Origin of the sequence: Pseudomonas sp. Ps21-P2, from assembly GCF_039672565.1 — a bacterium.
Taxonomy (GTDB): Bacteria; Pseudomonadota; Gammaproteobacteria; order Pseudomonadales; family Pseudomonadaceae; genus Aquipseudomonas.
The window spans coordinates 201263-213639 of the sequence record NZ_JBDFPL010000007.1 but is presented as its reverse complement, the minus strand read 5'-3'; the positions used below and the strand labels follow the sequence as shown (position 1 = coordinate 213639).

Sequence of the window (12377 nt, the reverse complement as noted above, 5' to 3'; positions counted from 1 at the left end):
GCCGTTGTTTCAGCCTTCCATGTCGCGACCCCGAGGAGAAATAGATGGACTTGGATTTAAACGGCCAGGTAGACCATCTGGTGAAAGCGTCTCAGGCCTGGATCCCGATGGTCATGCAATACGGCAGCAAAGTGCTGCTGGCAGTGGTCGTCCTGCTGGTCGGCTGGTGGCTGATCAATAGACTGACGTCCCGCGTGGGCGCGCTGTTGGCGCTGCGCCACGTCGACCTGGCGTTGCAGGGCTTTATCAGCAGCATTACCAATATCATTTTGAAGATTCTGTTGATCGTCAGCGTTGCCTCGATGATCGGGGTTGAAACCACCTCATTCGTGGCCGCGATCGGTGCGGCGGGTCTGGCCATCGGCCTGGCGTTGCAGGGCAGCCTGGCGAACTTTGCCGGCGGCGTGTTGATTCTGCTGTTCCGTCCGTTCCGCATTGGCGACTGGATCGAAGCGCAGGGCGTGTCGGGCACCGTGGACGGGATTCAGATCTTCCACACCGTGCTGCGCACCGGCGACAACAAGACGGTGATCCTGCCCAACGGCAACCTGTCCAACGGCATCATCACCAACACCAACCGTCAGCCGACGCGCAAGATCACCTTCGACGTGGGCATCGATTACGACGCCGACCTCAAGCAGGCGCTGCAAGTGCTGATGGATATGGCGGATGATCCGCGCATCCTGAAGGATCCGGCGCCCCAGGCGGTAGTCGCGGCATTGGGCGACAGCTCGATTACCGTGTCCCTGCGTGTGTGGACCAAGACTGGTGACTTCGGTGACGTGTCGAACCGCTTCAACGCTGAAATCCGCGACCGCCTGCGCGCGGCCAACATCGACATCCCGTTCCCGCAGCGGGTGATTCGTGTGGTGCAGGATGAGCAGCCCGCAAAGGCGTAACGCTCGATCGCAGACACCAAAAAGCCCCGACTCGTGAGAGTGCGGGGCTTTTTGTTGAGTGGGAAAGGCTATCTGGCGATGGACCTCGCTGCTTTGTACGCGCTCACTCTCGTTCAAACGCCGCGCTGTCGTGCATAAACGCGCTCCCACAGGATAGGGTTCGCCAGCGAATCTTTTTACAGAACCGAATCCGCAGGCTTGGTTTGCTCTTCGGGTTCGGCCGCTTCTTCCCGCGCTTCTCGGCGTGCTTCCTGCGCCCAGTGCAGGGCGATCATGAACAACGTCGGCACGCCCATCAGCGCGGTCGCCAGGAAGAAGTTGTGGTACCCCAGCTTCTCCACCATGACCCCGGAGTAGCCACCGATCAGGCGCGGCAACAGCAGCATGATCGAGCTGAGCAGCGCGTACTGAGTGGCCGAGAACTTGAGGTTGGTCAGGCTCGACAGGTAGGCCACGAACGCCGACGTCGCGAGGCCTGAGCTGAAGTTGTCCAGCGAGATCGTCACGATTAGCATCTTCAGGTTCGGGCCCATGTCGGCCAGCATCAGGAACAGCAGGTTGGTCGCAGCCGAGGTCACGCCGCCGATGAACAGGATCGGCAGAATGCCAAAGCGCACGATCGCCAGACCGCCAAACGCCGCACCGGCCAGGGTCATCACCAGACCGAAAATCTTGCTGACGCTGGCAATCTGATCCTTGGTAAAGCCCTGGTCGATGTAGAACACGTTCGCCATCACGCCCATGACTGTGTCCGACATGCGATAGGTGGCGATCAGCCCCAACAGCAGAAAGGCCTGCCAGCGATAACGCAGGATGAAATCGTTGATCGGCGTCAGCACCGGCGCCAGACCGCGGCGGCCCATGGATGACAGGCAGGCCACGGTCAGCAGCGTGTAGAGGATCGCGCGCAGAAAGGCGCGGTCTTCCATCAGCAAGTCTTTCCAGGTGGTGCCCTGAAACAGCACGCTGGCGAAATCGGTGTTGTACAGCTGGGTGAACATCGCCGGCACCGAGACCAGCAGAATGATCAGCACGAACACCGAGGCCAGTTGATGGGCGAAGCCGTAGCGCACGGCCGCCAGCTGGGTGCGGATCGGCACGGACGGTTCACGCATGATCAGGCTGGTGATCAGCGCAGGCACCATGAGCAGGCCGAACAGCACGTAGGTGCCGGCCCAGGCCGAGTGCTTGTAGGCAAAGCCGGTCGAACCGAAGCCTTCGGCGAAGTACAACGCGCCGGCAGTGGCGAGTAGGGCGGCGACGCGGTAGCCGGCCATGTAGCTGGCGGCGAGAGTCGCTTGCTGGCTGTCGCTGGCGATTTCCAGGCGGTAGGCGTCGATGGCGATGTCTTGGGTTGCGGAGGAGAACGCGACCAGCACGGCAATCGCGATCAGCCACGACAGATGCTGCTGCGGGTCACAGAACCCCATGCCGATCAGGCCCAAGGTCACCAGCGATTGCGAAAGCACCAGCCACGAGCGACGTCGGCCGAGCCGGCCCAACAAAGGCAGGCTCCATTGATCGAGCAGCGGCGACCAGACCCATTTAAAGGCATAGGCCAGGCCAATCAGGCTGGCGTAGCCAATGGTTTCACGCGCGACGCCGGCTTCACGCAGCCAGACCGAGAGCGTGGAGAACACCAACATGTAGGGCATGCCCGCGGCAAAGCCGAGCAACAGGAGCACAAACGTAGAGGGGCTGGCATATGCGGCGAGCGCGGCGCGCCAGGTTTTGCGGGGCATGGGCTGGAATCTGCCTCAGGTTACGTAAACAAAGCGCGCACTCTAACCGTTGTGCTCTGTCGGGCGCCAGCCATGACGCTGCATATCCACACGATTGTTACGGATGGTCACGCCCTCGGCCCGCAAGCGCGCCCGTTGCTCCTCGCCCGACACGGTTCCGGGGGCCAGGCTGATGCGCCCGCCGGCGCCAATCACGCGATGCCAGGGCAGGCTGCTGCCGTCCGGCAACTGGCTCAACGCTCTGCCAACGAAACGCGCCGCTCGTCCCAAGCCGGCCAGCTCGGCCAACTGACCGTAACTGACCACCTTGCCTTCCGGCACTTGATGCAGTGTGAGGTATAACGCCGTGCGCCGTGCCTCGGCGGGAGAGAGGCCGGCAGGGTCGTTTTGAGCCGATGATTGTTCGATCACGCATTCGTTCCTGTAAAAGGGATGAACGGGAATTTTCGATAAGGAACTAGGGAAACTTCCTACTGTCAGTGTTACCTGTGTCGGCGGTCTGCCGATTGCCAACCCGTTATCTATCCGGATAATGCCCGATTCTCCGCGAACCAGAGCCTTGTCGTTGCTTATGTTGTCCAGAACCCTGTTGTGCGTTGCTGTTGCTACTGCTTCTACCCCATTGCTCGCCGACACCGTCTGGTTGAAAAACGGCGACAAGATGACCGGGACTATCAAGTTCTTCGACGGCGGCAAGCTGCTGATCAATACCAAATATGCAGGCGACGTCCCGCTGGACTGGAAGGAAATCAAGACGCTGGAAAGTGACCAGCACCTTTTGGTAAAGCAGGACGCCACCACTGGCGAAGTGTCCAAGTCGTTGCAGCCGGCCGAAGATGGCAAGGTCACGCTGGCCAATGGCGATGCGCCGAAGACGGTTGAGCTGGCGAGCATCCAGCAGATCATCAAGCCCAAGCCGGTGGTCACCGATCTGGTCTGGAAGGGCAACGTCGATGCTGCACTGGACTTCCAGCGCGCCGAGAACGACACCGACGATTACAACATCGCCTTCAAGACCTCCGCGACCCATGGCCAGTGGCGCCACAACGCCAAGGGCGAGTACAACCGCGAATCGCAGGACAGCCTGACCACCACCAATAACTGGGACGCCGAATACTCGGTCGACCGGTTCTTCACGGACAAGTGGTTCTGGGACGGTCGTATCACCTACAAGCGTGACACCATTGAAGACCTGGCCCGTCAGCGCACCGTGGGTACCGGTCCGGGCTACCAGTTCTGGGACGACGAACTGGGCGCATTCAAAATCGGCGCGCTGCTCAACCGCACCGATTTCGAATACTCCAACGGCGAGAAGGACAACTTCTATTCCGTGTCCGGCACCTGGGACTACAACCGTTACCTGATCGGCAAGAAGGTCGAGTTCTTCACCAACGGTGAAGTCGGCAAGCCTATCAGCGGCGTGGCTGACTACAGCCTCGAGACGGAAGTGGGCCTGCGCTACAAAGTCACCGAATGGGCGTCGCTCAACCTCAAGGCCGAGAAAGACATCATCAGCGGCTCCGACAACGGCGACCTGGACAAGACCCGGTACACCGCCGGTTTTGGTGTTTCTTGGTAAAACAGCCTTATCAATGCCTGAGCGTGCGCAGATCACGACCTGATCTGCGTACGTTGGCTTGTTTCATTTTCAAGCGTTTTCTTTTTACGCGAATCCTCCGCGAAATCGTCACCCCCGCTCAATCTGGCACCTTCCGGCGATAACGATTATCGTGGGGCCTGCGTCGCCGTCTGCTGCTTCGCGTCCTTCGATGCCTTCGTTTTACTGTTCAGGAGCCCCACATGAGCGCCAGCGCCAACCGGCAAGCCCGTACCTTGCTGCTCAAGGAATACCGCGGCGTGTTATCGACCCATTCCAAGTCGATGCCCGGTTACCCGTTTGGCTCGGTGGTGCCTTATTGCCTGGACGACCAGGGCCGTCCGTTGATCCTCATCAGCCGCATCGCGCAGCACACCCACAATCTGCAGCTCGACGCCAAGTGTTCCTTGCTGGTGGGCGAGCGCGGCGCCGAGGATGTGCAAGCGGTGGGTCGCGTCACGCTGATGGCCGAAGCCGAGAAGATCAGCGACGAGGCGCAGATTGAAGCGGCCGCTCAGCGTTACTACCGTTATTTCCCTGAATCCGAGAGTTACCACAGTGCTCACGATTTTGATTTCTGGGTGCTGAAGCCGGTGCGCTACCGGTTTATCGGCGGGTTTGGCGCGATTCACTGGCTGGACGACGTGGCATTGGCCAATCCCTTCGCCGGGGCTGCGGAGATCAGCATGGTCGAGCACATGAATGCTGATCACGCCAAGGCCATCGCCCACTACGTCGAGCTGGCCGGTTTGCCACAGACCGAGCCCGCCACGCTGGTGGGCATCGACAGCGAGGGCATGCACCTGCGCGTGGGCCAAAGTCTGCACTGGTTGGCCTTCCCGGAGCCCTGTAATACGCCGATACACGTCCGCCAGGCCTTGGTTCACCTGGCTCACGCTGAAAAATGGCCCACACTTGAACAGGCCGAGGCTTGAATTAACGACTTTGCGACGTCACGTAAGGTCTACTGGAAGCCTTCTTCCGTCTAGGAACTCACTTTGATGCGCGTTTTTCTTCTGCTTTTATTGCTTTTTCCGGTGCTCGAGCTGTTCGTGCTGGTGAAAGTCGGGATGTCGATCGGCTTTCTGCCGACCTTCCTGTTGGTCGTTGCCGGGTCGATGCTCGGTGTTTTCGTGGTGCGGATCGCCGGTGTCGCCACCGCGTTGAGTGCCCGGCAGAGTCTGGCCCGTGGCGAGCTCCCTGCCCAGCAGATGCTCGACGGTTTGATGATGACCATCGGCGGCGGTTTGCTGGTGCTGCCGGGTTTTATCAGCGACGTGCTGGGCCTGCTGTTTCTCATGCCGTTCACCCGTCGCATGATCGTCGGCAAGGTGCGTAACCGCGCCGAGGCTCAGGCCGCGCGCCAGCGTGCGTTTGCCGAGAACATGCATGCGGCGAATTCGCCAGGCTCCATGCACCCCGGTGCTGCCCGTCCTGAAGCTCGTCGCCCTGAAGTCATTGAGGGTGAAGTGATCGAAGGCGAGTTCGAACCCCTCGATAAAAAGTGATTCAACGTCACCACGACACGGCACCTGCGGGTGCCGTGTTCGTTTTCGCGACCGCCATTCATGCAAAAAATTTCTCGGGTCAGCCTTGAAATCGGCTTGCTCGCCCTTATGTATGGGTCACCGCAAGGTTTCTGGCGCGTTTCGTCAGACCGTATTCTGCGGTTCGCTCGCGAACCGTAACCGGCAAGCCCGGATGTTTTAACCCGCCGGTGTCCGCACCGGGCGTTTAAAAACCATAATTAGGAGATCGACAATGAAGCTTCGTCCTCTGCATGACCGCGTCGTAATCCGTCGCAGCGAAGAAGAAACAAAAACTGCTGGCGGTATCGTGCTGCCTGGTTCGGCTGCTGAAAAACCTAACCGTGGCGAAATCATCGCCGTCGGCAACGGTCGCATCCTGGACAACGGTGAAGTACGCGCGCTGGCCGTGAAAGTGGGTGACAAAGTGGTGTTCGGCCCTTACTCCGGCAGCAACACTGTGAAAGTAGACGGCGAAGACCTGCTGGTGATGAGCGAGAACGAAATTCTCGCGGTCGTCGAAGGCTGAGTTGATACCCCATTTCCCGTTACTACAAAGTATTTAAGGAATAACGATCATGGCTGCTAAAGAAGTTAAATTCGGCGATGCTGGCCGTAAAAAAATGCTGGCTGGTGTCAACGTCCTGGCCGACGCAGTAAAAGCAACTCTGGGTCCGAAAGGCCGTAATGTCATCATCGAAAAAAGCTTCGGCGCTCCGCTGATCACCAAAGACGGTGTGTCCGTAGCCAAAGAAATCGAGCTGAAAGACCGTTTCGAAAACATGGGCGCGCAGCTGGTCAAAGACGTTGCCTCCCGTGCAAACGATGACGCTGGCGACGGTACCACCACTGCTACCGTTCTGGCCCAGGCCATCGTCAACGAAGGCCTGAAAGCCGTCGCTGCCGGCATGAACCCGATGGACCTGAAGCGCGGCATCGACAAGGCGACCATCGCCATTGTTGCCGAGCTGAAGAAGCTGTCCAAGCCTTGCACCGACACCAAGGCAATCGCCCAGGTCGGCACCATCTCGGCCAACTCGGACAATTCCATCGGCGACATCATTGCCGAAGCCATGGAAAAAGTGACCAAAGACGGCGTTATCACCGTTGAAGAAGGTTCGGGTCTGGAAAACGAGCTGTCTGTTGTTGAAGGCATGCAGTTTGACCGTGGCTACCTGTCCCCGTACTTCATCAACAAGCCGGACACTATGGTTGCCGAGCTGGACAGCCCGCTGTTGCTGCTGGTTGACAAGAAGATCTCCAACATCCGCGAAATGCTGCCAGTTCTGGAAGCCGTTGCGAAAGCTGGCCGTCCTCTGCTGATCGTGGCTGAAGACGTTGAAGGCGAAGCGCTGGCGACTCTGGTCGTGAACAACATGCGCGGCATCGTCAAAGTTGCAGCGGTCAAAGCCCCAGGCTTTGGCGACCGTCGCAAGGCCATGCTGCAGGACATCGCTGTTCTGACTGGCGGTACCGTTATCTCGGAAGAGATCGGCCTGAGCCTGGAAACCGCTACCCTGGAACACCTGGGTAATGCCAAGCGCGTTATCTTGAACAAAGAAAACACCACCATCATCGACGGTGCTGGCGTTCGTGCCGACATCGACGGTCGTATCGCGCAGATCCGTCAGCAGATCGGCGACACGTCTTCGGACTACGACAAAGAGAAGCTGCAAGAGCGTCTGGCCAAGCTGTCGGGCGGCGTTGCGGTAATCAAGGTCGGTGCCGGTTCCGAAGTTGAAATGAAAGAGAAGAAAGCCCGCGTTGAAGACGCCCTGCACGCAACCCGTGCAGCCGTTGAAGAAGGCGTGGTGCCTGGCGGTGGTGTTGCTCTGGTTCGTTCGCTGCAGGCGATTTCCGAACTGCGTGGCGACAACGCTGATCAGGACGTCGGTATTGCACTGCTGCGTCGTGCGGTGGAAGCGCCTCTGCGTCAGATCGTTGCAAACTCGGGCGACGAGCCTAGCGTTGTGGTCGACAAGGTCAAGCAGGGTACTGGTAACTACGGTTACAACGCTGCGAGCGGCGAGTACGGCGACATGATCGAGATGGGTATTCTCGATCCGGCCAAGGTGACGCGTTCTGCTCTGCAGGCTGCTTCTTCGATCGCCAGTCTAATGATCACCACTGAGGCGATGATTGCTGATGTGGCTGATGAGAAGGCTGCTGGTGGCGGTATGCCTGATATGGGCGGCATGGGTGGTATGGGCGGCATGATGTAAGCCAGCCGTACCCCAATGTAGAAAAAACCCCGCTTCGGCGGGGTTTTTTATGGGCTTTTTTTGGGTTTAGTGGGGGGCATATCCATTATTTGTGGTGTGGCTGATTCACCTTTCCGCCCTTACGGCGGGTCACTTTTTCCAAGAGCCGAAAAAGTAACCAAAAAGGCCCTGCTCCTGGTTTGGCCCCTCCTGCGTCGGGGTTCCTTCACTCCGGTCTCGCTCCGTGGGCCCGCGCCGAACGGGCATCCATGCCCTGACGGCGCTCTCGCCGCATCCATGCGGCTCGGCCCACTGCGCGAGACCTGCGTTCAGCCTGCACCCAAGTCGCGTTTGGCGGTGTTTGGAATTCTTGTGTACGAAGATCAAAAGCGGGTTTACGCAGATCAAGGGCTTCCCGGCTAAAGCCGGTCCTACGGGGGAGCGCCGCCGATCCCACAGGGTGGACACGTTGCTTTCAGTGGGACCGGCTTTAGCCGGGAAGAGGCCCGCTTGGGCGCCATCAATTTTCGGTCTAACCCCCGATCGTTCCCACGCTCTACGTGGGCATGCATCCCGTGACGCTCCGCGTCATTCCTGAAATGGCATTACCCTGTAACGGCTTCTCCATTCACCACCACGTTCTTCTTCTTGGCCGGTCGGTACAGCACAAAGTAATACGCCCCCAAACACAGCAGCCAGCAGAACACCGCTGTCCAGATGTTGTGGGAGAAGAAGTGCGCGCCCTGAAGCATCCGGCCGACGGAGAAGACGGTGCCCAGGCCCGCCGCGAAGATCAGGCCGGCTTTGGCCAAGCGGGGTTTGCGGTCGCGGAAGACGAAGAACAGGGCGAACAGTGTGAAGCCGGTGGCTGCGTGACCGCCGGGCCAGCAGCGGCCGGGTTTGTCGGTTTGCGGGCGGGGGCTGAGGAGTTCACTGTAGGTTTCCTGGCCGCCGAATTCTTTCAGGCTCCACGGGCATTGCACCGATGTCACGACTTTCACCGGCGTAACAAAGCTGGTGGATAACGCCATCGACAGCACCATGCAGCCCAACTCGCGTTTCCACGGCTTCAGCACGTTGACGAAGAACGAGGCGATGAAGCTCACGAAGGACAAAACGCCGATGGCGATGACGGCTTGTTTGGCGCGGTCGTGCAGGACGTCTTCGAGAAAGAAGCTGTGGCGCCCGATGAACTCGCCCGCTACGGGGTCGTAGGCCAGTTTGGCGATGTCCATGTCCAGCGAAGTCAGTTCCAGCAAGATCAGAACGATGGCGGTCACGGCCGGGATGCCCAGATAAACCCAGAAGTTGATCGGGCGTGAGGCGGGCCGTTCGAGTGCGTGTGACATGGCGAATCCCGTGTAGTGGGCGAGGGGGAGCGGGGGGGTTATTGAGCCAGAGCGGTGCGAAGTCTGAGCAGAACGCTGTCGCGGCGCCGTGAACCGCGAGTGAAAAAAACGTTATGCACGGAGGTGCTGGCCCTTGAGCGCGCATCGCCGTAAGCTGCCGCCAACTCTGACCTTGTTGAACGGCCTCTCGCGCCGTGTCCCGGGTCTCGCCACACCGCATAGGGAGACACGCGCCATGAGAATTCTGCTGGTTGAAGACAACCGCGACATCTTGGCAAACCTCGCCGATTATCTCGGTTTGAAGGGTTACACCGTCGATTGTGCCCAAGACGGCCTGTCCGGTCTGCACCTGGCGGCGACCGAGCATTACGACCTGATCGTGCTCGACATCATGCTGCCCGGCATCGACGGTTACACCCTGTGCAAGCGCCTGCGTGAAGACGCGCGCCGCGACACGCCGGTGATCATGCTCACCGCCCGCGACCAGCTCGACGACCGCCTGCAGGGTTTCCGCTCCGGCGCCGACGACTACCTGCTCAAGCCGTTCGCGCTGTCGGAACTGGCGGCGCGCATCGAGGCTGTATTGCGTCGTGCTCAGGGTGGTGGGCGGCGTACCCTGCAGGTCGCCGATCTGATCTACGACCTGGACACTCTGGAAGTGACTCGCGAAGGGCGTCTGCTCAAACTCAACCCGGTGGGCCTGAAATTGCTGGCGGTGTTGATGCAGAAGAGCCCTCACGTCCTGCGTCGTGAAGTCCTGGAAGAAGCCCTGTGGGGCGATGACTGCCCGGACAGCGACAGCCTGCGCAGCCATGTTCACCAATTGCGCCAGGTCATCGACAAGCCGTTCGCCAAGCCGCTGTTGCAGACCGTCCACGGTGTCGGGTACCGCCTCGCCGAGGGGCGTGATGGAGTTTAAGCAGAGCCTCGCCCAACGGATCATCATCGCCTTCGCCTTGATGAGCGCGCTGGTTGCCGGGTGCTTCGCGATGGGCATCGTCGCGACGGTGCACCTGGTCGAAGAGAAGCTGATTTCGGCCGGACTGGGCGGCGACCTGACGCGTCTGCTGCTGATGGACAGCGTCAACGACTGGAGCCATCGCCCCGAGCCGGATCAGCTGTTTTACTTCAGCGGCGGCCCGGGGGATTTCGAGCTGCCGAAGGATTTGCGTCACCTGGAACCGGGCTTTCACGAAGTATTTCGCGGGCCGTTGTCCTACCACGCCATGGTTGAGGTCGTAGACGGCCGTCACTACGTGCTGCTTCAGGACCAAAGCGATTTCGAAGAGCGTGAGCGTGTGCTGTTCGCCGTCGTGCTGGTGGGCTTTGTGCTGGCGCTGGCGCTGGCGATCTTCCTCGGCTGGATATTGGCGCGCCGGGTGATGGCGCCGGTTGTGCGGCTGGCGCGACAGGTGCGTCATCGCGATCAGTTGCTCGGCCTTGCCCCGCCTCTCGCCCCTGATTACGCCGCCGACGAAGTGGGTGAGCTGGCGGTGGCCTTCGACGCCACGCTGGGCCGCCTGCGCGATGCCCTGACCCGTGAGCGGATGTTCACCAGCGACGTCAGCCACGAACTGCGCACGCCGTTGATGGTGCTGGCCAGTTCCTGTGAGCTGCTGCTGGAGAACCCGGCGCTGGATCAGCGCGCCCGTGCCCAGGTTGAGCGCGTGGCGCGGGCGTGCGAAGAAATGCGCGATCTGGTGCAGACCTTCCTGATGCTGGCCCGCACCCAGCGCGATGACCTCGCCCTGTACCCGCAACTGACCCTGCAAGGCGCCGCCCAGCAACTGATCAGCCTGTGGCGCGAACCGATCGAACGCAAAGGCCTGACCCTGGAATACCTGCCCGGCGAGCCCTCCGATACTGCTTACAACGCCACCTTCCTCTATGCCGTGATGGGTAACTTGCTGCGCAACGCGTTGCACTACACCGACACCGGCTTCATCCGCCTGACCCTGCGAGAAGGCGGGTTCATGGTGGAGGATTCCGGCGTGGGCATACCGGAAGAAAAACGTGAGGCGATGTTTCAGCCATTTGTGCGCGGTACCGAGCAACGCGGCGAAGGTTTGGGTCTGGGACTGTCATTGGTGCAGCGTATCTGCGAGAACCAGGGGTGGTCCGTCAGCCTGGACACCATGGAGCCAAATGGCTGCCGGTTCAGCGTGGACATGGGTTTGCGCCCTGGCAAAGACTCCGGTCGGTTGCCGTCGACAAATGTACAGCCTGTGTAAAGGTGCTAAAACAGACCGGGATATGGCCGTATGCTGGCCCTAAGTCTTTGAATAATCTCGTAACATTTGTTCACTTTTTCGGACGCTTTTTTCACATTCATCTGACCTGAGCGTGACGCTTCGCTGCTTAGTTTGGCCCTCTCATCAAAGGGGAGGCAGCCATGAGCAAGCGGATCGAACTGGATTTTTCACGCAAATACGACGACGAACACGCTAAAAGGTATTTGCGCAAACACAACGATGGACTGGCCAGGCGCCTGTCTGATCGCCGGGACAAACAACTCGCTCGCCGCGCACTGGCGCTGGCGGGCGAACCGGGGCTGGTGCTGGATTTACCCTGCGGCGCAGGACGTTTCTGGCCAGTGCTGGCCGAGAAAGCCAACCGGGTGATCATCGGGGCGGACAACTCGGCTTCCATGGTCAAGATTGCCTGCGAGTCGCAACCCGCGGAGATCGTCAAGCGCGTGCAGCCGCTGCAGACATCGGCGTTTGCCATCGAGATGCCGGACAACGCTGTCGACAGCATCTTCTGCATGCGCTTGATGCATCACATTGGCAAGGCTGAAGACCGCGCCGTGCTGTTGAAAGAGTTTCACCGGGTGAGCCGGGACAGCGTGATCGTGTCGCTGTGGGTGGATGGCAATTTCAAGGCCTGGAAGCGGCGCCGCGCTGAAGGGTCGCGACCGAAACATGATTATCAGAATCGCTTCGTGCTGCCGGTGGCCACCGTAGAGGCCGAATTTGAACAGGCAGGGTTTCGGATTCAGGAGCGCCTGGATTTCCTGCCGATGTACGCCATGTGGCGTGTGTATCTATTACGTAAGAGGTAACA

General features: G+C 59.9%; 12 protein-coding genes. 9 read left to right on the top strand and 3 right to left on the bottom strand.

Annotated elements, in window-relative coordinates; genetic code table 11:
* Positions 1-50 precede the first annotated feature (50 nt).
* Positions 51-899, top strand: a complete 849-nt coding sequence (locus tag ABEH28_RS18835; protein WP_346627122.1) for a mechanosensitive ion channel family protein — start codon at positions 51-53, stop codon at positions 897-899.
* A gap of 176 nt (positions 900-1075) precedes the next feature.
* Here ABEH28_RS18835 and ABEH28_RS18830 read toward each other — a convergent pair whose 3' ends face one another.
* Entirely contained in the window at positions 1076-2641 is a 1566-nt protein-coding gene (locus ABEH28_RS18830; RefSeq protein WP_282368908.1) for an AmpG family muropeptide MFS transporter, read from the bottom strand.
* A 42-nt stretch (positions 2642-2683) separates the two neighbouring features.
* Positions 2684-3052 (bottom strand): MGMT family protein, encoded by a 369-nt coding sequence (locus ABEH28_RS18825; protein ID WP_192171745.1) that lies wholly within the window; start codon positions 3050-3052, stop codon positions 2684-2686.
* Positions 3053-3212: 160 nt separating this feature from the next.
* Between ABEH28_RS18825 and ABEH28_RS18820 the strand changes: the two genes are divergently transcribed.
* From ABEH28_RS18820 to groL, 5 genes are all read left to right on the top strand, one after another.
* Entirely contained in the window at positions 3213-4220 is a 1008-nt protein-coding gene (locus ABEH28_RS18820; RefSeq protein ID WP_065992174.1) for a DUF481 domain-containing protein, read from the top strand.
* Positions 4221-4441: 221 nt separating this feature from the next.
* The gene (locus ABEH28_RS18815; RefSeq protein WP_346630806.1) at positions 4442-5173 is read left to right on the top strand and encodes a HugZ family protein; all 732 of its coding nucleotides are present in this window, start codon (positions 4442-4444) and stop codon (positions 5171-5173) included.
* A 66-nt stretch (positions 5174-5239) separates the two neighbouring features.
* A complete protein-coding gene (locus tag ABEH28_RS18810; protein ID WP_346630805.1) occupies positions 5240-5746 on the top strand; it encodes an FxsA family protein in 507 nt (168 codons plus the stop codon).
* Between the two features lie 253 nt (positions 5747-5999).
* Positions 6000-6293 (top strand): co-chaperone GroES, encoded by a 294-nt coding sequence (locus ABEH28_RS18805; RefSeq protein ID WP_065992178.1) that lies wholly within the window; start codon positions 6000-6002, stop codon positions 6291-6293.
* Between the two features lie 49 nt (positions 6294-6342).
* Positions 6343-7986, top strand: coding sequence for a chaperonin GroEL (groL, locus tag ABEH28_RS18800; RefSeq protein WP_133772246.1), 1644 nt, complete (start codon positions 6343-6345; stop codon positions 7984-7986).
* A 584-nt stretch (positions 7987-8570) separates the two neighbouring features.
* Here the strand turns inward: groL and ABEH28_RS18795 are convergent.
* The gene (locus ABEH28_RS18795) at positions 8571-9314 is read right to left on the bottom strand and encodes a phosphatase PAP2 family protein (protein ID WP_192171742.1); all 744 of its coding nucleotides are present in this window, start codon (positions 9312-9314) and stop codon (positions 8571-8573) included.
* A 235-nt stretch (positions 9315-9549) separates the two neighbouring features.
* Between ABEH28_RS18795 and colR the strand changes: the two genes are divergently transcribed.
* The 3 genes from colR to ABEH28_RS18780 all read left to right on the top strand — a co-directional run bounded on the left by colR (position 9550) and on the right by ABEH28_RS18780 (position 12375).
* Positions 9550-10233 (top strand): two-component system response regulator ColR, encoded by a 684-nt coding sequence (colR, locus tag ABEH28_RS18790; protein ID WP_037014624.1) that lies wholly within the window; start codon positions 9550-9552, stop codon positions 10231-10233.
* Positions 10223-11545 (top strand): HAMP domain-containing sensor histidine kinase, encoded by a 1323-nt coding sequence (locus ABEH28_RS18785; RefSeq protein WP_346627061.1) that lies wholly within the window; start codon positions 10223-10225, stop codon positions 11543-11545. Before colR ends, ABEH28_RS18785 begins: the two co-directional genes overlap by 11 nt.
* Positions 11546-11706: 161 nt before the next feature.
* The gene (locus ABEH28_RS18780) at positions 11707-12375 is read left to right on the top strand and encodes a class I SAM-dependent methyltransferase (RefSeq protein WP_282373406.1); all 669 of its coding nucleotides are present in this window, start codon (positions 11707-11709) and stop codon (positions 12373-12375) included.
* Positions 12376-12377 lie beyond the last annotated feature (2 nt).